At 71.8% G+C, this 21,148-nt stretch carries 18 protein-coding genes; 6 read left to right on the forward strand and 12 right to left on the reverse strand.

Features of this window, described 5'->3' with window-relative positions:
• The first annotated feature begins 25 nt into the window (after positions 1–25).
• On the forward strand, positions 26–1,051 hold the full coding sequence (locus IT371_14715) for a hypothetical protein (protein ID MCC6748908.1): 1,026 nt from the start codon (positions 26–28) through the stop codon (positions 1,049–1,051).
• A gap of 164 nt (positions 1,052–1,215) precedes the next feature.
• Here IT371_14715 and IT371_14720 read toward each other — a convergent pair whose 3' ends face one another.
• Positions 1,216–2,160 carry a LysR family transcriptional regulator gene (locus IT371_14720; protein MCC6748909.1) on the reverse strand — a complete coding sequence of 315 codons (945 nt, stop codon included), beginning with the start codon at positions 2,158–2,160 and terminating at the stop codon, positions 1,216–1,218.
• 54 nt (positions 2,161–2,214) lie between these two features.
• Complete coding sequence (locus tag IT371_14725) at positions 2,215–2,751, reverse strand: hypothetical protein (protein MCC6748910.1); 537 nt, start codon at positions 2,749–2,751, stop codon at positions 2,215–2,217.
• A 310-nt stretch (positions 2,752–3,061) separates the two neighbouring features.
• On the opposite strand from IT371_14725, the gene IT371_14730 reads away from it, so the two are divergent.
• Complete coding sequence (locus IT371_14730; protein ID MCC6748911.1) at positions 3,062–3,718, forward strand: hypothetical protein; 657 nt, start codon at positions 3,062–3,064, stop codon at positions 3,716–3,718.
• A gap of 44 nt (positions 3,719–3,762) precedes the next feature.
• On the opposite strand, the gene IT371_14735 is transcribed toward IT371_14730, so the two are convergent.
• From IT371_14735 to IT371_14775, 9 genes are all read right to left on the reverse strand, one after another.
• Positions 3,763–5,271 carry a hypothetical protein gene (locus IT371_14735; GenBank protein MCC6748912.1) on the reverse strand — a complete coding sequence of 503 codons (1,509 nt, stop codon included), beginning with the start codon at positions 5,269–5,271 and terminating at the stop codon, positions 3,763–3,765.
• 8 nt (positions 5,272–5,279) lie between these two features.
• A complete protein-coding gene (gene glgX, locus IT371_14740) occupies positions 5,280–7,412 on the reverse strand; it encodes a glycogen debranching protein GlgX (GenBank protein ID MCC6748913.1) in 2,133 nt (710 codons plus the stop codon).
• Between the two features lie 112 nt (positions 7,413–7,524).
• Positions 7,525–8,532 carry a hypothetical protein gene (locus IT371_14745; GenBank protein MCC6748914.1) on the reverse strand — a complete coding sequence of 336 codons (1,008 nt, stop codon included), beginning with the start codon at positions 8,530–8,532 and terminating at the stop codon, positions 7,525–7,527.
• 174 nt (positions 8,533–8,706) lie between these two features.
• Positions 8,707–9,501, reverse strand: a complete 795-nt coding sequence (locus IT371_14750) for a hypothetical protein (protein MCC6748915.1) — start codon at positions 9,499–9,501, stop codon at positions 8,707–8,709.
• Positions 9,502–9,525: 24 nt separating this feature from the next.
• Positions 9,526–10,710: a hypothetical protein gene (locus tag IT371_14755; GenBank protein MCC6748916.1), complete on the reverse strand. Its 1,185-nt coding sequence runs from the start codon at positions 10,708–10,710 to the stop codon at positions 9,526–9,528.
• Positions 10,697–11,794: a M20/M25/M40 family metallo-hydrolase gene (locus IT371_14760; GenBank protein MCC6748917.1), complete on the reverse strand. Its 1,098-nt coding sequence runs from the start codon at positions 11,792–11,794 to the stop codon at positions 10,697–10,699. Before IT371_14760 ends, IT371_14755 begins: the two co-directional genes overlap by 14 nt.
• Before the next feature lie 12 nt (positions 11,795–11,806).
• Positions 11,807–12,832 carry a pyruvate dehydrogenase gene (locus IT371_14765; GenBank protein MCC6748918.1) on the reverse strand — a complete coding sequence of 342 codons (1,026 nt, stop codon included), beginning with the start codon at positions 12,830–12,832 and terminating at the stop codon, positions 11,807–11,809.
• Positions 12,832–13,848, reverse strand: a complete 1,017-nt coding sequence (locus IT371_14770) for a thiamine pyrophosphate-dependent dehydrogenase E1 component subunit alpha (protein MCC6748919.1) — start codon at positions 13,846–13,848, stop codon at positions 12,832–12,834. The genes IT371_14765 and IT371_14770 overlap by 1 nt, the downstream gene beginning before the upstream one ends.
• Positions 13,849–13,943: 95 nt before the next feature.
• Positions 13,944–14,315, reverse strand: coding sequence for a response regulator (locus tag IT371_14775; protein MCC6748920.1), 372 nt, complete (start codon positions 14,313–14,315; stop codon positions 13,944–13,946).
• A gap of 293 nt (positions 14,316–14,608) precedes the next feature.
• Here IT371_14775 and IT371_14780 point away from each other — a divergent pair, with 293 nt between their 5' ends.
• Positions 14,609–15,592 carry a zinc-dependent alcohol dehydrogenase family protein gene (locus IT371_14780; GenBank protein ID MCC6748921.1) on the forward strand — a complete coding sequence of 328 codons (984 nt, stop codon included), beginning with the start codon at positions 14,609–14,611 and terminating at the stop codon, positions 15,590–15,592.
• A gap of 9 nt (positions 15,593–15,601) precedes the next feature.
• On the opposite strand, the gene IT371_14785 is transcribed toward IT371_14780, so the two are convergent.
• Complete coding sequence (locus IT371_14785) at positions 15,602–16,747, reverse strand: hypothetical protein (GenBank protein MCC6748922.1); 1,146 nt, start codon at positions 16,745–16,747, stop codon at positions 15,602–15,604.
• A 98-nt stretch (positions 16,748–16,845) separates the two neighbouring features.
• On the opposite strand from IT371_14785, the gene IT371_14790 reads away from it, so the two are divergent.
• From IT371_14790 to IT371_14800, 3 genes are all read left to right on the forward strand, one after another.
• Positions 16,846–17,580 (forward strand): SDR family oxidoreductase, encoded by a 735-nt coding sequence (locus IT371_14790; GenBank protein ID MCC6748923.1) that lies wholly within the window; start codon positions 16,846–16,848, stop codon positions 17,578–17,580.
• Complete coding sequence (locus tag IT371_14795) at positions 17,568–18,881, forward strand: MFS transporter (GenBank protein MCC6748924.1); 1,314 nt, start codon at positions 17,568–17,570, stop codon at positions 18,879–18,881. The genes IT371_14790 and IT371_14795 overlap by 13 nt, the downstream gene beginning before the upstream one ends.
• 89 nt (positions 18,882–18,970) lie before the next feature.
• Complete coding sequence (locus IT371_14800) at positions 18,971–21,145, forward strand: diguanylate cyclase (GenBank protein MCC6748925.1); 2,175 nt, start codon at positions 18,971–18,973, stop codon at positions 21,143–21,145.
• The last annotated feature ends 3 nt before the right edge of the window (positions 21,146–21,148 follow it).

The raw sequence follows: 21,148 nt of genomic DNA on the forward strand, positions 1-21,148 counted from the left end.
GCGCGGCATCTCCCGGTAGGCCTCCGTGTTGCGTCTCGCCTACATCGGCAACCACGAGGAGAGCCTCGAGCTTCTGCTCGCCGAGCGCTCCTTCGACGTGCGGGCGGTGAACCTGAACCCCGAGTTCCTGCGCCCGACGAGAAACCCGGCCGACGAGCTCTTCCGCCGTACGTATCGCACCCTCCGGGACCGCCCGCGCCTGCGCACCTCCGCGGTAGAGCTCGCCCTCCTTCGGGGGGCGGCGCCCTTCATGACGAGCCCTTTTCGCGACTACGTCGGCTACCTGGAGCGCGTCGCCCGGCGCGGCCTCGAGCTCGTGGACTTCGACCAGGCCGAGGAGGGCGCGCGGTACCTGCGCGAGCACGCGATCGACCTGCTCGTGGTGAACGACTGGTGGATGCTGGCCGGGGCTGTCGTGACGGCTCCCCGCCTCGGTGCGGTGAACGTGCACCCGTCGATCCTTCCAGCCTACCGGGGCTCGCTGCCGACCCTCTGGTCGCTCAAGAACGGAGATGCCGAGACGGCGGTGAGCTACATGCTGCTGTCGGCGGGCATGGACAACGGGCGTCTCATCGCGCAGCACCGTTTCCCGATCGCTCGGACGCGCGACCCCCTCGACCTCGAGGCGCAGATCGACACCGTGATCCGGCGGACGCTCGTCGAGGACATCAAGGCCTACGCCGACGGTCGGCTTCGCCCCGTGCCCCAGCGCAAGGAGGGGGCGAGCAAGACGGCCAAGTACGACGCCTACCGGAAGATCGCCTGGAGGGAGGAGCGGGCGCGGGACGTGGTGACCAAGATCCGGTACTACCCGCACATGTGGCCCACGCACTCGTGCTTCACGCTTCTCGACGGCGAGAGGCTCGACCTCTGGGAGGCAGCCCAGGCCGAGGGAGAGGCGCAGTTGCAGCCTGGGGAGTTCGAGGTCCGCCTGCCGCGACTCGTGATCCAGGCCTCCGACGGGGCCGTCTCGGTCAACCTGCTGTCGGGCCTTCGGGGAAAGGCGCTCGCCCGCATTCTTTGGCGGCGCCGAGGGCGCTTCGACGACTGAGGGCCCCTGAAGGGTTCCGCGGTCGGAAACGCTGCCGAACGGCGGGGCGGGGTCGGGGGGGAACGACCTTCGCCCCGGCCGTTCGACTGCACCAGGAAAGATACGCGGGGCTCGGCCGGTGACAGCTTCGGCGCCTGGGACAGTTTGTCCCATAAACAGGACAATTACGTCGGGGCGACTCCGGCGGGCGCCGGGCCGCGCGTGGCCTCGAGTGGATCCCATGGTGGCGGCGTGAAGCGTGCGCTCAGGAAGTCGACGAAGGACTTCACCTTCGGCGACAGGTGGCGTGCGCTGGGGAAGAGCAGGCTGAGCGGCGTCGGCGGAGGCTCGAAAGGTTCGAGCACCGTGCGCAGCCGACCCTCGGCGGCGAGTCGGGCGCCGATGAAGCCGGGCATCCGCGCGATCCCTTGGTCGGCGAGGGCCAGCTCGCGCAGCACGAAGAAGCTGTTGGCGACGGCCCGGGGCTCGACCGCGACCTGGAGCTGCCGCCGGCGGTCCTGGAAGGCCCAGCTCTGGGGGCTCGCGGTGGCCGCGTAGACCAGGCAGTGGTGTTGCAGCAGGTCGGTCGGGTGTCGCGGGATCCCTCGGGCCTGCAGGTAGGCCGGGCTCGCGAAGAGCTGCACGCGCGCCTCTCCCAGGCGGCGCGCCACGAGGGATGAGTCGGGCAGGTGTCCCGCCCGTAGCGCGAGGTCGAAGCCTTCCTCGATGATGTTCACGGCGCGGTCGGAGAGATCCACGGCGATGGTCAGGGCCGGGTACTGGCGCATGTACTCCGCTACCAGCGCGCCGAAGAAGAGGTGACCGAGCGCCACCGGGACGCTGATGCGGAGCTGGCCGCGCGGCTCGGTCTGCAGCTCGTCGACGGTTCGCTCGGCTCGCTGGAGCGCGCTGACGGCGGGGGCGACCTGGCGGTAGTAGGCCGCGCCCACCTCGGTCAGGCGGAGCCGCCGCGTCGTGCGCTCGAGCAGTCGCGCGCCGAGGCGGTCCTCCAGGTCCTGCACCTTGCGGCTGACGTTCGACTTGGGGAGTCCGAGCTCCTTCGCGGCCCCCCGGAAGCTTCCGACGTCCACTACCCGAACGAAGGCGAGGACTCCGTTGAAATCGGCCATCTGTCCCTCCTGCGGGACAGTCTAACCGATAGCCACCCGCGATCGGTTAGGCCATCAGCACTTCTGTCCGTTGCAGGCGGTGTTCTCCCCGACGCACTTGCTCTGCACGCAGGTCTTGCACGCCGGGGTCGGGCCCCCCGAGCAGTCCAGAAAGCACTTGGTGCTCACGCAGCCGTAGAGCGTGCCGTAGACCGACTGGGCGGCAGCGCACCCCTTCTTCTTGCAGTCGTCGGAACACTTGATGAGGCAGGCGAGCTTGCCGAGCCCCGAGCAGCCCTGCGCGCAGGTATCCGAGCAGGTCCCGATCTCCGCGCAGGAGAGAGCCTTGCCCCCGTCCCCCGTGGGCTTGGACCCGTCCGCCCTGGGTGCCGCCCCGTCGCTCCGCGGCGCGGCGCTGTCGCTCGAGGGTTGACCCTGGTCGGCGGGGGTTCCGCCGTCCCGCGTGGGCGAGGAGGCATCGCCGGCGGGCGTTCCTCCGCTGTCCGCGGTCGCGGTGGAGCCGGTGTCCGGCGTGGAGCTGCCGCTCCCGGAGCAGGCTGCGCCTCCGAGCGCGATCGCGAAGGTGATGGAAGCTAGGCAAGACGTACGCATGAGCTGACTCCGTATAGAAGACCGATGAGGGCTGTCGGGCGGCATCCTGCCGACGAACCGCCGGGGCGTCAACTGCGCCTCGGTGAAGGGGTGTGATCTCGGACCGTCGGTCAAGGGTGAGGCGGGGAGGGGTGTGCAACCACAGACATCCTCTTGACACTTCTGCCCACGGACATTCTTGACATCAGACCCGCTGAGGCTAATATTAGCCTTATTCATGATGGCACGGAAACGCGAATCCTCCTCGGGCGGTGCCTGGTCTTCTGGCACACGTTCGCCGGCGGGTTCAGCGAGGCAGCTTCCACTGCCGATGCGGGAAGCGAAGGGCTGGGGCGGGAAGCGGAAGGGTGCGGGCCGGAATAAACAGCCGGGCAGCGGCCTCCCCCATCGGGCGCGACCGCTCCTCGCGAGCCGGTTTCCGGTGCACGTGACGATGAAGGTCGTGTCAGACCTGCCCAACCTGCGCGCCAAGCCGCAGCTCCGGGTGATCGAGGGCGCATTTCGGGCGGCGCTCGGCTGCCACGGGCTCAATCTCGCGCACTACTCGATCCAGAAGAACCACCTGCACCTCATCACCGAGGCCAAAGACCGGGACGTCCTGATGAAGGGGCTCAGGGGCCTGGCGATTCGCCTCGCCCGGCGACTCAACGACCGCCTCGGGCGCCACGGGCGGGTCTTCGCCGACCGCTACCACCAGCGCATCTTGAAAACGCCGAGCGAGACGAAGCAAGCCGTCGCCTATGTGCTCCAGAACCGACGGAAGCACTGCGCAGAGCGCGGCAAGTGGGTGCCCCGGCGTGAGCTCGATCCGTGCTCCTCGGCACGCTATCTCAAGGACGGCTGGAAGGACGTCGCGCCGGTGCCGCCCTCGGGAGAGCCTACGGTCGGCGAGCCACGAACCTGGCTCTTGCACACGGGCTGGAAGCTTCGAGGGAAGCTGCGTACGGACGAAGTTCCGGGACGCTGAGCTTCGAGAGGACGGCGCGCCGTAGGCGGCCAAGGTGTCCAGGCCTACGGCAGGCCGCGTTCGCAGGCCAGCAGGCGCGCGTAGGTATGCCAGTCGGCCCCCCCCTTGGCCTTCAGGCGCTCGGCGAACTCCACGGTGTCCATGGCGCGGGCGAGGCGCTCGACGGGGGCCGCGAGGCGGCGGAGCGCCCAGTACGCGGCGTCGGCGTCGTCCACCGCTTTGCGCGCGGTCTGGTAGTCCGCGTAGCGCGGCGAGGCGTGGACGAGCCGCGAGATGGCCTGGCGGTGGCGGGCGAGCGTCGAGGCGAAGTCGGGGTGCCAGGGGTCGTCGAGCACGGGCCACCGCGCGAGGAGCTCGCCGGCGAGGGCATGCGCGGCGGTGTCCTCGGTCTGGCTCGCCTCGTCGCGCTGCGTGCGAACCTTGTCGATCTCGTCCTCGAGCGCATCGAGGCGCGCGTGTACGGCGGTCGGGTCGGCGGCCTGCTTCGTGGAGGCCGCGAGGGAGGCGATCACCCGCTCCTCCTCGGGGAGCTCCACCGCGACGCGGCGGCCGCTCTTCGGCGCCACCGCGCGTAGCCAGCGTTCGCTCGTAGAGGTGGGCACGTCGGGGGCGGACGAGGCGACGCGAACCCAGTTGTGTGCCTCGATCAGGGAGATCTTGCCGTCGCGATTCGTGTCGACCCGCTCGCGCGGCAGCGGCTGTCCCGACGGCGAACGCCCGCGCAGGGCGTTGAAGAAGTAGACGGCGTACCCCTCGTGGGCGGCGCGGTCGGGGCTCGGATCGCAGCCGGTGGCGGGGAGGTCCTCCGTCGTGGCGAAAAAGCCGCAGCGGGCTCCGGGCGCAGCCCCCTTCTTCGGGTCGGCCTGCGCGAAGGCCAGCTCGGCGAAGCCGCCGCCGTAGCAGGTCGTGACCAGCACTCGCACCGGGCGCGTCGCGCCGTCCAGCCACTCGGCGAGCTCCTTGGCCGTGAGCTTGGACTGTCCCCAGAGGCCGACCGAGTTGTCGGCGGCCTGGTTACCGCGGTCGCCGTGTCCGTTGAGGAGCAGGAGCAGCGGCGCGCGTCCGGCCTGCGCGGCGCGGTCGACGGCGGCTTGCACCTCGGCGTAGGTCGAGGCGCCGACGAGCCCGAGGCGGCTGCGCTGGTAGCGGCTCTCTCGACCTCCGCGTGGGTTGAAGAGCTCGCCGAGCACGCGCGCGAGCGGGTCCCCCGCCCGAAGGCCCGTTCGGCCAAGGACCTGCACGGCCCGATGGCCCGGGCCGCCCGCGACGAAGGCCTGCCCGCCCGCGCCGAGCACCTCCTGGGCGAGCGCCACGTCCTGCTCGATCGAGATCTGGTTGTACTCGGGAGACGAGCCGCCGCCGATGACGATCCACCGCACCTGTTCGGGGGGCAGGACCGGCAGCGGCGCGGGGGCGGCGCCCTCGGTCGCGTCGCGTGGCGCACCGGTGGCGGCGGAGGCCTTCTGGCGCGCCGGACGGGCCGAGCAGCCCGGGGCGAGAGTTCCGGCGGCGAGGAGCAGGGCCGTCACCGCGGCGCGGCTGCGCACCGGCAAGACCCCCATCATCGACCGAGCAGCACGAGCGTGCTGCGGGCGTTGACGAGGTAGTGGTCGTCGGGGTCGAGCGGCACCTCTTCGCCCGGCGCGGCGAAGTCCTCCCCCGCGGGGAGGGCCGTGTCCACGACGCGATGCCACCTGAGCCGGCCGGAGAGAGTGGGCAGACGCACCTCGCGGAGCTGGTGGTCGGCGTTGAGCGCGAAGAAGAGCCGGTAGTCCCCGAGCTCCGAGGGCTCCTCGCTCCCGTCGAGCTGGTAGCAGAGCACGCGCGCCTCCGGGTCGTTCCACGCCGGCGGACCGCCGTCGGGGCCGAACCAGGCCAGGTCGGGGACGGCGTTCTGATCGCCGTCGGTCCCCGAATAGAACTTCCGGCGGTGCAGGATCGTGCAGCGCTTGAGGAAGGCGATCGCGCGCCGTACGAAGGCGAGGAAGTCGGCGTTCCTCTCGACGAGCGACCAGTCCATCCAGGAGAGGGCGTTGTCCTGGCAATAGGCGTTGTTGTTGCCGCCCTGACTGCGCAGCACCTCGTCTCCGCCGAGGAGCATGGGGGTGCCGAGCGAGAACATCAGCGAGCAGATCTGGTTCTTGCAGAGCTGCCGGCGCAGGCGTCGCACCTCCGGGTCGGCGGTCTCGCCCTCGTGGCCGCAGTTCCACGACAGGTTGTCGTCCGAACCGTCGCGATTCCCCTCGAGGTTGGCCTCGTTGTGCTTGTGGTTGTAGCTCGCCCAGTCGTAGAGCGTGAAGCCGTCGTGGCAGGTCACGAAGTTCACGCTGTTGTAGGCCGACCGGCCGTCGTCGGCGTAGAGGTCGGCCGAGCCGGTGAGGCGCCAGCCGAGCTCCTTGAGCTGGCGCGCGTCCCCCTTGCCGAAGCGGCGCAGCGTGTCGCGGTAGCGCCCGTTCCACTCGGACCAGTCGATGGGGAAGTTGCCGACCTGGTAGGTGCCGAGGTCCCACGGTTCGGCGATGAGCTTGACGTGGCAGAGGACGGGGTCCTGCGCGATGGCGTCGAAGAAGCCGGACCCTTGCACGAAGTCGCCCCCTTCGCGGCCGAGCACCGAGGCCAGGTCGAAGCGGAAGCCGTCCACGTGCATGACCTGGGCCCAGTAGCGGAGCGAGTCCATCACCAGGCGAATGGCGGGCGGCCGACGGAGGTCCAGGCTGTTGCCGCAGCCGGTGTAGTTCATGTAGTAGCGGCCGCTCTCCCCCGGCTGGCCGGTGAGCGCGTAGTAGCTCGGGTTGTCGATCCCCTTGAGCGAGAGCGTCGGGCCGAGCTCGTTGCCTTCGGCGGTGTGGTTGTAGACCACGTCGAGGATCACCTCGATCCCGGCGGCGTGGAGCGCCCGCACGAGGGTCTTGAACTCGTCCACCTGGCAGCCGGGGCGGTTGCCCGCCGCGTAGGAGGACTCGGGGGCGAAGAAGCCGAGCGTGCTGTAGCCCCAGTAGTTCGTGAGCCCGCGCTCGTGCAGGAAGTCCTCGACGTAGATCTCGTGGATTGGGAGGAGCTCGACGGCGTTCACGCCGAGCTCCTTGAGGTACGGGATCCGGTCGATGAAGCCGAGGTAGGTCCCGGGGTGCGTGGCGCGCGACGAGGGGTGCGCGGTGAAGCCCTTCAGGTGCGTCTCGTAGATCACGAGCTTCTCGAGCGGGAGCTCGAGCGGGCGGTCGCCCTGCCAGTCGAAGCGGTCCTCCACGACCACGCCCTTGGGCATCACGGGCGCCGAGTCCCGCGGGTCGAGCTCCAGGTCGCGGCCAGGCCCGTTCGCGTCGTAGGCCAGGAGGAGGTTGTCCCGGTTCACGGCCTTGCCGGTGATCGCACGCGCGTAGGGGTCGAGGAGCAGCTTGGCCGGGTTGAAGCGCAGGCCCGCGCGGGGTTCGAAGGGGCCCGCCACGCGGTAGGCGTAGAGCGCGCCGGCGGCCAGGCCGTGCACGAAGCCGTGCCAGACGAACCGGTCGCGCTGTTCGAGGCGGATCACGTCGGTGGGCTCCGCGTCCTCGGGGCGCGCGAAGAGCAGCAGGTAGACGGCCTCGGCGAACTGCGAGTAGAGGGCGAAGTTCACCCCGTCGGGGCCGACCGTGGCTCCGAGCGGATAGTGGCGCCCCGCCGTGAGGCGGTAGCGCGAGTGCGGGCGTAGCTCCATGTGCGTGGGTCTCCGGCAGCGGTGAGGAAGCCTCGCGCGGCGCGGGTCAAAGGGCAAGGGGGCGACGGATGGCCGCGGACCGGCGCGGGGCCGGGTGACGGGTGCCGGATACTTACTCGGGGAGCAGGTCGCGGTGGCGCTTCGGCGCGACGGGGCTTGGCGTGGTGGGAGCCGGACCCGCGTCCGGGGAGGGGGCGTCGGCGGCCACACAGCTCCGGACCGCGGCCAGCATCTCGAGCGTGAGCAGGTTGCGCTGCGTGAAGCCGTAGGTGTCGGCCTGGCGCAGGTCCGTCGAGAGGGTCTGCCACTCCCAGCTCGGGTGGATGCCGTCGGAGCTCAGCCCCTGGCGGGGGAGGCGGCGGAGCGCGCGGTCGAACTCCACGAGCGGGAGGCGGTAGCTCGTGGCCAGCTCCCGGATGAGGAGGTTGGCCTGGTCGGCCGCCGGCTGCAGGGCGGTCGGGCTGTCGCCACGCCACACGAGGGGCGGGATGGTAGACAGCACCGGAATGATACCGCGCTCGAGGGTTCGGTCGAGGATCCAGCGCAGGTGCGCCTCGAGGTTCCAGTCGGGGTTGAGCTTGGTGGGCCGCAGCGGGAAGCGGCTGCCGACGTCGTTCGTGCCGAGCATGATCACCGCCAGGGCGGGGCGGTGGCGCTCGAACTCGCAGAGCAGGGGAGGGAGTCGCTTCCCGTCGGTGTCGACGCAGTCCTTCGGCGCGTAGCGCGGGAGCAGCTCGATCCCCGAGGACCAGCCGCCTACCGCGGCGAAAGAGGTGCGGCCGAAGGAGCCGGCGAAGTGGTCGAGCTCCTCCTGCTGCCAGTCGGCCGTCAGCGTGTGGTACGGGCTCCCATCGGGCCGTGTGCGTTCGAAGCCCTTCAAGAAGAAGTCCCAGGCGCTGATGCTGTCTCCCACCTTGGAGAAGGCCCGCGGGTTCTGGCCGAGCCGGACCCCGAGGGCGAAGAGCTCTCGCACGCGGGTCTGGACCTCCGCCCCGAGGGTGCAGCTCTGGCCCATGCGGGCCCGCGGCGTGGCGCCGTCGGAGGGCTCGGCGGTGCAGGCCGGAAGGCCGACGGCCAGCACTCCGGCGAGAACGAGGGCGCGCGACGCAAGGCGAACCATGGGCACCGTGGGGTCAGGGGACGACCTCTGATGAGCAGGAGTCGTGCCTCTCGCTCCCGAGGCCAAGAGCGCGAGATCACGCGGCGGAGACGAGCCGTGGCGGGGCGGGGCTCTCCGAGGTCCGGAGACGCGGCGAGGGGAGCCGCCACCTCGCGGCGCGAACCCCTCGAGGGCCTACCTGTAGCAGCTGAGGTCGTCGGGGATGCACTGGTCGACGCTGGTGCCAGTGACCTTGACGGTCATGCAGGTGTAGCCCGTGGGGCAGGGGTTCGTCTGCGGGTTGGCCTTGGAGCAAGCGCGCCCGCAGAAGGTCTCGTACGAGTTCGTCACGATGCACCGTCCTCCCGTCTCGCTGCACTCGGGCTTCGTCGGGTTGCAGTAGTCGCAGAGCTTGCCCGGGCTCGCCGGGCAGAGCTGGCCGCTGCTCCCCGCGGGGACGAAGCAGCTCGGCTGCTCACAGCACATGGCGTTGAAGTAGAAGTGGTAGCAGGCGCAGCGACCGGTTGGCCGGCGGCCGTCGCTGGTCTCCCTGCAGTCGAAGGCGGTCTTTCCGTTGACGAGTTTCGTGGCCCACGTCCCATCGGTTCCGCAGGTCACCTGTCCCCACCCGCTGAAGGCCAGCCCTTCGCACCACATCTTCACCCCGGGAGTGCAGGGGTCGGTGGTCTTGGGCGGGACGAAGGCGTCGGCCCGGGGCGCGCTGTCCCGGGGGAGGGTGCCGCGATCTCGGGTCGTGCCGTGGTCCGCCGCCCCGCCGTCGGGGGACGATGGGCGGCTGTCGGCCGTGGCGACGGCGCCGTCAGCCGGGGGCAAGACACAGACCCCGGAGAGGCAGACGAGGCCCGTGAAGCAGGTTCCGTTCGGGAAACACGTCCCACGCTCGGCGCCTTGAGGGATCTCCTCCTTGGCGCAGGCCCCGAGCAGGGCCAAGGAGCCGAGGAGCCAAGGAGCGAGTTTGGTACGGCGCATCGATCGTGTCCTCCCTTCGCGCGATCACTTCGATGGGGCGTCCATCGCATGCTCGTCTTCCGGGTCGCCGTGCGGCACGTCGACGGGCTGCGCGAGCGCGTAGTCGATGGCCTCCTGCACGCGTTCCACGGCGATCCCCTTCCAGAAGAGGTGCCAGCGTGGCAGGCGCATCAGTCCGTCGCACTGACGGGTGTACCAGGCGTTGATCGGGTTCTCGGCGCGGGCCCGCCAGAAGAGCGCCGGGTAGTCGCCGGTCAGGCGCGCCCAGAGGTCGTTGCCTAGCCCTTCGCCCTGCGCCTCCCGTCCCACGGCGAACTTCGTCAGGTAGCCGCCGAGGGGTGTGTCCACGATGAGCGCGGCGCCGCGGTAGTCCTGTTCGAGATAGACGCGCGAGAGCGGGCGCTCGAAGAGGGCCGGGCTCACCGGGCGGCCGAAGCTGGAGGCGAGGAGCGCGGCCAGCCGGTCGGCGTCGACGCCGGCGAGCCCGTCGAAGCGCTGGATCACGGCTCCCCGGCGGAGGAGAGTCCCCGCGCCCTTCACCGTGAACAGCTCGGTGAGGAGCGAGAGCGGCGAGGTGATCGAGATGAGCAGTTTGTGGGGCACGCGCTCGAAGATCAGCCGCCGGGACTCGAGGAGCAGGAGCTGTTCCTTCGCCGTGAGCCCCGGCGCCTCGGCCACGCGTTCGAGCTCGGTGGTCAGGTTGAGCAGCGAGATGGGAGAGCCGTTCGGCCGCAGGCCGCCGTGGCGGTTGAGCAGGATGAGCTTGCGCGTTTCGAGCCGGGTGAGCAGCTCCCCGAGGCGGGTCCAGCGCTCCTCGGCGGCGGCCTCGGGGGCGAAGGCGAGCAGGGGCAGGCGGCCGTCGCGGATCGTGCTCGCGACGGCGCGGTGGGTCTCGTCGGCGCCGGCGAGGGGTAAGAGCGCGGCCTCGACGCCGGCGTGATGCAGACGGCGGTGCAGCCGCTCGGCGTGGGCCGCGGCCTGGTGCGGCTCCAGGAGCCCGAGGAGGACCACGGGGCGAAGGCCGAGCGCGGAGAGGAGCCGAAGGTCCAGCACCACCGCGTCGGAGGCCTGCCGCATGACGGGGGCGTCCACGGCGATGAGCGCGAAGCGCTCCTTGGCCTCCGCGCGGAAGAGCGCAAGGTAGAACTCGGCCTCGCCCCGGCGGCCCACGCTCTCGAGGAAGCGCAGGACCACGTCAGCCGGTTGCATCGAGCACCTTCTCGAAGGCGTGCGTGGCCTCCTCGAGCTGGGCCACGGTCACCCATTCGTCCGCGGCGTGGGCCTGGGTGATCTCGCCGGGGCCGAAGACCACGGCGTCGATGCCGCTCTGCCGCAGGAGCGCGGCCTCCGTCCAGTACGGCAGGTCCACGGGGGCGTCGGTGCGTGGACCGAGGAGCTCGCGGTACGAGGGAAGGTCGCGCGTGGCGAGGGGGGGATGGTCGATGCGGACCGTGAGCTCCGCCTCCGCGACGCGCCGGCGCACGATCGACTCGAGCTCGTCGCGCAGGCCGGCGACCTCCACTCCGGGCGGGGGGCGCAGCGAGACGGTGAGCGTCCCTTCGGGCGGAATGACGTTGAAGGCCACGCCTCCGTCGAGGCGCGCCACGTTGAGACAGAGCCCCGGGAACCCGGGAGGGCCGTCGTGGCGGCGGGCGGCGCCCCAGTCGGCCAGGTCGGCGCCGAGGCGGCAGAGCTCGGCGAGCGGCGCGGGGAGGCGGTCCGCCTGCGAGGAGTGGCCGCCCACGCCCGGCAGGCGGATCTCGACGGAGAGCATGCCGCGGTGGCGTTGCCCGACGCGGCAGTTCGTCGGCTCGCAGACGATGGCCCGCTCGAGCGCGCGGGCCGCCGGAGTCGCGAGGAAGGCCCGCATGCACGAGCTCGAGCGCTCCTCGTCCCCCGAGAAGAGAATCGCCACGTCCCGGGGCTGCGTCGTCGCGCAGGCGGTGAGCAGCGCGGCGATGGCCCCCTTGATGTCGGCGGCGCCGAGGCCCGTGACGCGGCCGTCGCGCAGGGTGGCCCGGTACGGGTCCTGGCTCCACGGGCCCGACGGAGGGACCGTGTCGAGGTGCGCGTTCAGGAGCAGCCGCGGGGTGCCGAAGCGGGCGTAGACGTACGCGCCGCGGCCGTTTCCGTCGGGGCGCGGCGGGCTCTCCAGCGTGACCTCGTCGGGCGAGAGCTCCCGCAGGCGCTCGGCGAGGTACTCCCCGAGGGCTGGCTCGTCCCCGCCGGGGTTGTGCGTGTCGCGGCGGATCAGCTCTCCGAGGAGCTCGACGACCGGGGAGGGCGAAGGCATGAACGGATCATACTACAGAGGAGGTCGCGCCTCCGTCAGCTCCAGCGCGGCGGCGACGATCTGCGCCACGTGCGGGAGCGCCTGCGCCTCGCGCGCGCGGTCGTAGGGGAGGGTCCCCTCGGTGCAGACGCGGCGATAGCGCGGGGCGAGCCCGGCTTCGAGCACGCTCGCGGCGAGCTCTCCGGAGATCCCCATCTCGCGCACGTCCTCGTCCACCACGAGGAGGCGACCGGTGCGCGCGACGGAGGAGGTGACCGTCGCGCGGTCCAGAGGGCGCACGGTGCGCAGGTCGATCACCTCGGCCGAGATGCCGCGACGCTCGAGCGCTTCCGCGGCGGCGAGGGCTCGGTGCACGCCCACGGCGAGGGAGGCGATGGTCAGATCGCCGCCCGACCGCCGCGTCTCGGCGCTGCCGATCGGCGTCGGCGAGCAGGGGTCCGGTACCTCCCCGGTCGCCCCCTCCGGCGGTACGTCGAAGGTGACGGTGGTGCGCCCGCCGCGGCCGAGAAACTCGAGCCAGCTCTCCGAGAGGAGCTTGTGCTCGAGGAAGATCACGGGGCCGTCGGCGGCGAGGGCGGAGAGCATGAGTCCCGCGGCGTCGAGCGGCGTCGAGGGGACGACCACCGTGAGCCCCGGGATGCCGCCGAGGAGACCCCAGAGCGCCTGGCCGTGCTGGCCGCCGTCGCCGTAGCCGGCGCCGCACGCCGCGCGCAGAACGACAGGGCAGCGCCATTTCCCGTCGGAGAAGGCCTCCAGCTTCGCCATGTGGTTCAGGATGGGGTCCAGCGCCACGGCGATGAAGTCCACCATCATCACCTCGACCACCGGGCGGAGCCCCGCCATCGCGGCCCCCACCGCGGCGCCCACGAAGGCCCCCTCGCTGATCGGGGTGCCGAGGACGCGGCGGGCCCCGAAGCGCGCGAAGAGCTCCGGCCGGAGCATCGGCACGTCCTCGCCGAAGACGACGATGCGGTCGTCCCGTGCCATGGCTTGCGCGAGCGCCTGGTCCACGGCCTTGCTGAAGCTGCAGCTCGGCATCAGCGTTCCTCCTCGAGCGCGCGCCGCACGGCCTCGGCGACCTCGGCGTGCGCCTCGGCGTCGATGCGCTCCACCTCGGCGCGTTCCCCGCGCAGCGCGTGCCGCGCCCGCACGAGAGGATCGTCGTCCCGGTCGCGCTCGTTCTTGCGCGCGAGACGCATGGCGTTGGCCATGCGGAGCAGGCTCATCGCGCGGGAACCCACCGACCCGCCGTCGGGGGCGGTGACGGCAGAGAGGACCTTGCCCAGCACCTCGCCTCCCTCGGCGAGCGGGCGCTGGGACATGCGCACCAGGGGGTCGCCGAGGAAATGTCCGTCGGGGCGAGGGCAGGTGGCGAGGAGGAACCCCGGTCCCTTGCCGCGACGGGCGCGCTCGAGGAGGGGCCCCGCGGCGTCGTGCACCGCTTGCACGTCGCTGCCGTCCACGCGCGTCGCGGCGAGACCGAAGGCCTTCGCGCGCTCGAGCAGGCTCCCCCCGGTCACCTCCGCGCTGCGGGTGGTGATGGCCCAGCCATTGTCCTTGCAGACGAAGAGCACGCCGAGGCGCCACGCGGCGGCGAGGTTCCACGACTCGAGGAGCATCCCCTGGTTTGCCGCGCCGTCGCCGAAGAAGGAGACGGAGACCGATCCGGGGCGGAGCTTCTCGCTGGCCAGCGCGAACCCGGCGGCGAGAGGGCCCGCCGCGCCCACGATACCGCTCGAGGCCGCCAGGTGCTCCCGGGAGAAGAGGTGCATGTGCCCGCCCATGCCGCCGCACAGGCCGCTGCGCCGGCCGAGCATCTCGGCCAGCATCAGCCGCAGGTCTACGCCGAGGAGGGTGAGCACGGGGGTCGGACGGTGATCGAGCGCGACCGCGTCGCCGGGCTTCAGGTGCGCCACGACTCCGGCGGCGATGGCCTCTTCGCCGGTGCCGAGGTGCATCTCGCCCGAGATGAGCCCGCGCTGCCAGAGATCCGCGAGCGCCAGTTCGAACGCCCGGGCCCGCGCCATGCTGCGATACAAGGTGAGCCCCGCCATGCGACGCCTCCGTCCGCCACGCGCGGCGAGCCTAGCAAAATTGGAGGGGCGTGGGAGCGGATTTCCCCGCGGCGTGCGCCGGACGGGAGCCTGGTTCAGGGACGGAGCGAGGCGCCCGCGCGTTCCACGAGCTCCTCCAGGCGGTCGAGGTCGATCGGCTTGTGCAGCACGGCGAAGGCGCCGTGGTCGAGAGCAACCTGTCCCTCGGGCGCGTTGGCGAAGGCGGTCACCAGGATGACCGGCAGGCCCGGCTGGTGCGCGCCCAGCCGGTCGATGAGCTCGAGTCCGCCCAGGCGCGGCATCATGAGATCGGTGACCACCACGTCGATCGGATGGCCGTTCAGCCGCTCGAGCGCGTCCTGGCCATCCACGGCGGTGTGCACGACGTGGCCGGAGAACTCGAGCGCCTCGGCCAGGCTCGTCCGGCAGGCTGCGTCATCTTCGACGAGGAGGATCGTTAGCGGCACAGGTCGTCCTGTTTCCGGGAGCGCGACGATTGCAAGGCACGTTCCAGCGGGGGAATCCTGGACCTCGCGTCCCCTCTCGGCGGCCATCTTCGCGGGATCCTTTGCTACGTCAACGTGGCGCGTCGCCACCGAGGCGTTCCGGGCCCGAGGTGGGCCCGGCCGGGGCGCCGAATCCGCGCGAGGCCGAAGGCAGGAGTGGGTCGATCTGAGCCGATGGCGACTGCGCCGACCCTGCGATAGGGTCAGCGTGGCGCCTCGCCGCGAGGTGGTGCGAGGCGCGGAGGGTGCGGCGCATGCAGGCCATGGTGCTCGAGGCGAGAGGGCGGCCGCTCCTGCTCTCCGAGGTGCCGGTCCCTGTCCCTGCGGCGGAGCAGGTGCTGATCCGCGTGCGCGCGTGCGCCGTGTGCCGGACCGATCTCCACGTCGTGGACGGCGAGCTGCCCGACGCGAAGCTTCCGCTCATTCCGGGGCACGAGGTCGTCGGGGTGGTCGAGGCGACGGGCGCCGCGGCGCACCGCCTGCGGTGCGGGGATCGGGTGGGGGTCCCGTGGCTCGGGCACACCTGCGGCAGCTGCTCCTACTGCCTCGCGGGCCGCGAGAATCTCTGTCCGGCGGCGCGCTTCACGGGGTATCAGCTCGACGGAGGCTACGCCGAGCACCTCGTGGCCGACGAGCGCTTCTGCGTGCCGATCCCCGACGCGTACGGCGACGTCGAGGCGGCACCCCTCCTCTGCGCGGGCCTCATCGGGTACCGCGCGCTGGTCGCGGCAGGGGAGGGGCGGCGCCTCGGTTTCTACGGCTTCGGCGCCGCGGCGCACATCCTCGTGCAGGTGGCGCGTCATCAGGGGCGCGAGGTCTTCGCCTTCACGCGCCCCGGGGACCGCGAGGCGCAGCGCTTCGCCCTCGAGCTCGGGGCGGTCTGGGCGCACGACGCCGGCAGCGTGCCCCCCGTTCCGCTCGACGCCGCGATCCTCTTCGCCCCCGTGGGCGAGTCCGTTCCGACGGCGCTGCGTGACGTGGCGCCCGGCGGCGTGGTGGTCTGCGCCGGGATCCACATGAGCGACCTCCCGAGCTTTCCGTATCGGCTCCTCTGGGGGGAGCGCACGGTGCGCTCGGTGGCCAACCTCACGCGTCGGGACGCCGAGGAGTTCTTCGCGCTCGCGCCGCGCGTCCCCATTCGAACGGAGACCTGCACCTTTCCCCTCGCGGCGGCCAACCAGGCGTTGCAGGCGCTGCGCTCGGGGAAGCTACGAGGTGCGGCGGTCCTCGTCCCCTGAGGCCCGGGGCTAGTCGAAGAGGTCCAGATACCGTCCGTCGCGCATGAGCGGCAGGCGCCGGTCGTCGTCCTCGAGGAGGAGGTCCAGGGCGCGCACCTTCACGCGCGGCTGGAGCTCCGGCAGGTAGACCCGATCGAGGTGCACGACCGCTTCGGGGCGCGAGAAGTCCTGCGGGCCCACGCGACCTCCGAAGTGGTCGCTTCGCCCGAAGGCCAGGTGCAGGCCCAGCTTCTCGTCGAGCAGAAGGTCCCCGGTGGGACGCAACCCGAAGTCGGCCAGCACGCCGAGCCCGAGCTCCGCCAGGTTGCCGTACGCGGGCTCGGCGACGAGTCGCGCGGCTTCGCTCTCCCGCGCGGGCCCCGACCCTTCCACGGCGCGCGCCCGGTTCTCCTCGATGCGGTAGAGCAGGAGCGAGTCGCCGAGCTCGACGGGGAGCTCCCCCCGCGAGAGGCTCGGGTCACCGGCGCGCTCCCCCTCGTAGGGGACGATGAAGGCCTCCCCCGAGGGGAGGTTCCCCGCGGTTCCTCGTCGGTGCAGGAGCCCGCTCGAGGCGTGGGCGGTGCGGTGGCGCAGGTCGAGCGTCAGCGCGCGGGGACCGAACCCCGTCACGTCGAAGTCCAGCTCGGCGGAGGTGGCGCGGTCGAGCAGCGCCTTCAGGCGCAGCACGCGCCGGTGGACCTCGGCGTAGTCGAGCCGGAGCGCGGGGAGCATGGCCGCCGAGAAGCCGGGCATCGTCGCGGCGCGGAATCCGTGTCGAAGAGCCAGGAGCTTCAGCGGCGCGGTGGCGGAGAGCTGCGTGGGCGCGAGGACGAGCGGAAAGGCCGAGAGCACCTCTACCAGCGGACGCGCGGCGCGCGGGTCCACTTCCGAGGCGTCGTTCGGCAAGGCCCCCTCGCCGAGGGAGAAGAGGGCCGGGGGGAGGTCCGCGTTGTTCGCCGGCGCGTGCGGATAGACGAAGAGCTCCGCCTCGTACGGCGAGGTGGCGAGCGCCTCGACCCAGCCCTTCGCCGTCCGGCGCCGCTCGCTCCAGGCGGGGGTGTCGGGCAGCTCCTCGTCCGGCAGGTCCACGAGCACGGCCAGCCGCCGCTCCTCGGAGGTCGGGGCGAAGACGCGCTCGAGGAGCGCCACCAGCTCGTCCGCGCTCAGGTCGGCCATGCGGGTCCGCTTAGCACAGGTTCGGGGGCGCGAAAAGCGCGCGGCAGCTTCACGGCCACATGATAGGAATGGGGCCCTGGCACGAAAGGAGGGGGAACATGACGGCGCGCGTGGCGCTCATCACGGGAGGAGCGAAGGGGATCGGTCGGGCGGTGGCGCTCGACCTCGGCCGGCAGGGGTGGCGGGTGGCCGTCGCGTACCGTTCGAGCACCGGCGCGGCCGCGGAGACGGTCGCCGCGGTCGAGCGAGGGGGCGGGCGATGCCTGGCCCTCGCGCGGGACGTCTCGGACCCGGTCGTGGCGCGGCAGCTCGTCGCCGACGTGGAGCGCGAGTGGGGGCGCGTCGACGTCCTCGTGAACGGCGCGGGACCCTACCACCGCGTCCCGCTGCTCGAGGAGAGCGCCGAGGGGTGGCGCGAGATGTTCGACCACAACCTGCATCCTGTCTTCTACCTGGCGCAGGCCGTGGCGCCGGGAATGCGGACGCGCCGGTGGGGACGCATCGTGACCTTCGCCATGGCCAACGCAGACCAGGCGCTGGCGCAGCCGATGGTCACCGCGCACTACATCGCCAAGGTCGGCGTGCTCGTCCTCACGCGGACGCTGGCCAAGCTCCTCGCCCCGGACGGCATCACGGTGAACGCGATCTCGCCGGGCTTCATCGATTCGGGGAGCGCCCCTCCGGACGAGCTGGCGAAGATGGTGAAGTCCATCCCGGCCGGTTACGTGGGGACGGTGGACGACGCCGTGGGGGCGGTGCGCTACCTCCTATCGGACGACGCGCGCTACGTGAACGGCGCGAACCTCGTGGTGAGCGGCGGGTGGGGGATCTGACGGTGCCGCCCGCAGGGAGCGACTGGCCGCTCTCCCGGGGTCGCGCCTGGAGCGTGTCTCTCGCCGGCACCCTCACGATGGCCGTGAGCTACGTGGACCGGCAGGCCCTCGCCGCGCTCGCTCCGACGGTGACGCGCGAGCTCGCCATCTCCGACCCGGCCTACGGCTGGTTGCAGGCGGCCTTCTCGCTGGCCTACCTGGTGGCCGCGCCCCTCGCCGGACGGTGGGTCGACCGCGCCGGCGCACGCCTGGCGCTCTTCGCGGCGGTGCTGGTCTGGTCGGTGGTGGCCGCTTCCCACGCGCTGGTCCCCGGGTACGCCGCGCTCTTCGCGCTGCGCATCCTCCTCGGTCTGGCGGAGGCGCCTTCGTTTCCCGGCGCCGCGCAGACCGTGCAGCGCGTCCTGCCGCCCCCCGACCGTGCGGCGGGTTTCGGCGTGCTCTTCACCGGGAGCTCCGTCGGCGCGGCGGTGGCGCCGCCCCTGGCCGTCGCGCTGGCGGGGCGCTTCGGCTGGCGGCTGTCGTTCGTGGGGACCTCGCTGGCCGGGCTCCTCTGGCTCCCGCTCTGGTGGTGGGCCACGCGCCCGCGCGAGGTGCGAGCCCTTCTCGACCGGCGAGGTGCGCCCAACGTCTCGCGAGCCGCCCCGTCGCCCTTCCGGCTGGCGAGGCATCCGGCAGTGCTTCGCGCGATGGCGGTGGTCGTCGCGACCTCGCCCGCCCTGGCCTTCCTGCTCCTCTGGGGGGCCAAGCTCCTCGTGGCGCTTTTCGGTATGAGTCAGGCCGAGACCGCCCGCTACCTCTGGTTCCCCCCTCTCTGCTTCGACGCCGGCAGCGTGCTCTTCGGCGCTCTCGCCACGCGCGTCGACCGCCGACATTGGGCCGCCCCGCAGCGCCTCGACACCCCCCACCGAGGCCTCTTCGCCCTCGCGCTGCTGCTCACGGCAGGGCTCGCCCTCGTTCCGTTCGCTCGCACGCCGTGGGAGGCGATGGGGTGCGGGGGCCTCGCCATGGCGGGAGGCGGCGGGCTCCTCGCGCTCCTCACCTCCGACATGCTGGCGCGCGTGCCGCAGGAAGCCATCTCCACCGCCAGCGGGGTAACGGCCGCGGCCCAGTCCGCCGCGTACATCGTGGCGAACCCGCTCATCGGTTTTGCCGTCAAGAGGACCGGGAGCTACCGGCCGGCGATCTTCGGTCTCGCCGCGTGGCTGCTTCCCGGCTGTCTGACCTGGCTCCTTTGGCGACCGCCACCTAGGGTCGTCCGCGCGGAGGGGCCTCCGCGCGAGGAGCATGCAGAGGAGTCCTAACTGGTTTTCTGCGCCTCGCGATGCAAGGTCGCGGGGCGCGGCCGTCCCTGATAAGCTGGCGTCCTGGCGAACGAAGGCCACAGCACAGCATGACCACAGATCCCCTGCTCTTCGCCCGGTCCATCGTGTCCGGGTTCCCCGACGCTGCGGTGCTGCTCGACCGGGAACTCCGTGCGGTGCACTACAACTCGATCTTCGTCTCCCTCACGGGGCTTCGTCATCGGGACCTCCAGCGCACGCTCGCGAAGGGGGCCTCGGTCTTCGAGGTGCTCGGGCACTCGGTAGACACCGATCGCCGCAACGCCGAGGCGAGTCTGGGCGGCGGACGCGTGATCCACCTCGCCGAGGTGCGCGTCCAGAACCTGTCGGGGCAGACCTTCACCGTGCTGCAGACCTTCATCCCGCTCCTCGACGAGGGGGGCGTGGCGGTCGGCGTGATCGAGGCCTTCCGGGACGTGAGCGCCGAAGCGCGCATGCAGATGCACTACAAGGAGCTGCTCGCGCAGGAACGCGCGCGCGCCGACGACCTCGAGCGGCAGGTGCTGCAGCGAACGAACGAGCTCACGGCGGCGCTCGAGGAGGTCACGCGGCTCTCCCTCGTGGATCCGCTCACGGGCGTCCTCAATCGCCGGGCCTTCACCGAGTACGCGGAGCAGGCGCTGAGCCTCGCCCGCCGGCACGACCGCTCGGTGGGTCTCTTGATGTGCGACCTCGACTTCTTCAAGAAGCTGAACGACACCCACGGCCACCAGGCCGGTGACTCGATCCTGGTCGCCACGGCGCAGGGTCTCGGGCGCACCGTGCGGCAGACGGACAAGGTGGCCCGCTTCGGCGGGGAGGAATTCCTCGTCCTGCTCACCGAGACGTTGCCCGAGGCCGTGGTGCAGGTGGCCGAGCGCTGCCGCCAGGTGGTCTACGACCTGCCCGTGGGGGAGCTCGTCCCGGGGTCCACGCGGCGCCAGACCATCTCCATCGGCGTGGCGGTCTTCCCCGAGCACGGCCGGTCGCTCGAGGAGCTGGTGGGCCACGCGGACGAGGCGCTCTACGAGGCGAAGCGTCTCGGGCGCAATCGCGTGGAGGTCTACTCCCCGCGCACCGAGGCGCCGCCCCCGCAGGCGCTGCACCGCAACACCGTGCGGGCCCTGATCGTGGACCCCGACCGCGGGCGGGCGGAGGCCTACCGCAAGGCGCTCGACGCGCGCTACGAGGTCTCGGTGGCCCACGCAGCCACGACCGGACTCACCTTCTGCGCGCACGAGCAGTTCGACGTGGTCATCGCGGACCAGGATCTTGGCACCGAGAGCGGCGTGGAGTTCCTGCGCAACACGCAGGCGTTTCTCCCGGGAGCCCTGCGGGTGCTCTTCCTCGACACGCAAGACATCTTCATCGCCATCCGTGGGACGAACGTGGCGCGCGTGGACTTCTTCCTCCTGCGTGCGGACGGGGCGACGCACCTCCCCGCCGCCGTCGAGGACGGCCTCGTGCGCCGCGAGCTCGCCCGCCAGAACCTGCGTACGCCGTCGGACATCCTGCGCGCGGTGGCGCCGGACCAGGCCGACGAGATCGATCGCCTGATCACGGATCGGGCGCTGAAGCTGCTCTATCAGCCGATCGTGGAGGTGGGCTCGCGCAAGCTCTTCGCCTACGAGGCGCTCTGTCGCGCCGCGAGCGTCTCGCTCGCCAGCCCCGAGGTGCTCTTCGACGCGGCCCTGCGCGTCGGTCGCCTCTGGAAGCTCGGGCGCACCGTGCGCGAGCTGATCGCCGACGGGCTCGCCGCGGTGCCCGACTCGTGCCTCGTCTTCGTGAACCTGCACCCGGCCGAGATCCGCGACCCGCACCTGATGGAGGGGGAGCGGCACCTCCGCGCGTACGCCTCGCGGGTGGTCTTCGAGCTGACCGAGCGCGCCGCCATCCCGGACTTCGGCTGCTTCCTGGACACGGTCGACAGCCTGCGGGCCCTCGGCTACCGCTTCGCCGTGGACGATCTGGGAGCTGGTTACGCCAGCCTCAACTCGGTGGCCCTCCTCGGACCGGACTTCATCAAGATCGATCGCTCGATGGTGCGCGACGTGGACAAGGCCGGACGCCGCTCGCGCCTCATCAACCGCATCGTGGACTTCGCCAATGGCGAGGGGATCCGCGTCATCGCCGAGGGGGTGGAGAGCGAGGAGGAGGCGGTGACCCTGTCGGATCTGGGATGCCACCTCTTGCAGGGCTACCACTTCGGGCGGCCCGCCGCGCTGCCGGGGACGAGCAGCGATTGAGTC

This window comes from Deltaproteobacteria bacterium (assembly GCA_020848905.1).
GTDB lineage: Bacteria > Myxococcota_A > Polyangia.

Excerpts from the sequence above, each read along its gene's own strand:
- IT371_14790 (MCC6748923.1), top strand. The coding sequence starts at position 16,846 with ATGACGGCGCGCGTGGCGCTCATCACGGGAGGAGCGAAGGGGATCGGT.
- IT371_14750 (MCC6748915.1), bottom strand. The coding sequence starts at position 9,501 with ATGCGCCGTACCAAACTCGCTCCTTGGCTCCTCGGCTCCTTGGCCCTG.
- IT371_14800 (MCC6748925.1), top strand. The coding sequence starts at position 18,971 with ATGACCACAGATCCCCTGCTCTTCGCCCGGTCCATCGTGTCCGGGTTC.
- IT371_14770 (MCC6748919.1), bottom strand. The coding sequence starts at position 13,848 with ATGGCGGGGCTCACCTTGTATCGCAGCATGGCGCGGGCCCGGGCGTTC.
- IT371_14785 (MCC6748922.1), bottom strand. The coding sequence starts at position 16,747 with ATGGCCGACCTGAGCGCGGACGAGCTGGTGGCGCTCCTCGAGCGCGTC.
- IT371_14720 (MCC6748909.1), bottom strand. The coding sequence starts at position 2,160 with ATGGCCGATTTCAACGGAGTCCTCGCCTTCGTTCGGGTAGTGGACGTC.
- IT371_14730 (MCC6748911.1), top strand. The coding sequence starts at position 3,062 with ATGCGGGAAGCGAAGGGCTGGGGCGGGAAGCGGAAGGGTGCGGGCCGG.
- IT371_14755 (MCC6748916.1), bottom strand. The coding sequence starts at position 10,710 with ATGCAACCGGCTGACGTGGTCCTGCGCTTCCTCGAGAGCGTGGGCCGC.
- IT371_14760 (MCC6748917.1), bottom strand. The coding sequence starts at position 11,794 with ATGCCTTCGCCCTCCCCGGTCGTCGAGCTCCTCGGAGAGCTGATCCGC.
- IT371_14745 (MCC6748914.1), bottom strand. The coding sequence starts at position 8,532 with ATGGTTCGCCTTGCGTCGCGCGCCCTCGTTCTCGCCGGAGTGCTGGCC.
- IT371_14725 (MCC6748910.1), bottom strand. The coding sequence starts at position 2,751 with ATGCGTACGTCTTGCCTAGCTTCCATCACCTTCGCGATCGCGCTCGGA.
- IT371_14780 (MCC6748921.1), top strand. The coding sequence starts at position 14,609 with ATGCAGGCCATGGTGCTCGAGGCGAGAGGGCGGCCGCTCCTGCTCTCC.
- glgX (MCC6748913.1), bottom strand. The coding sequence starts at position 7,412 with ATGGAGCTACGCCCGCACTCGCGCTACCGCCTCACGGCGGGGCGCCAC.
- IT371_14765 (MCC6748918.1), bottom strand. The coding sequence starts at position 12,832 with ATGCCGAGCTGCAGCTTCAGCAAGGCCGTGGACCAGGCGCTCGCGCAA.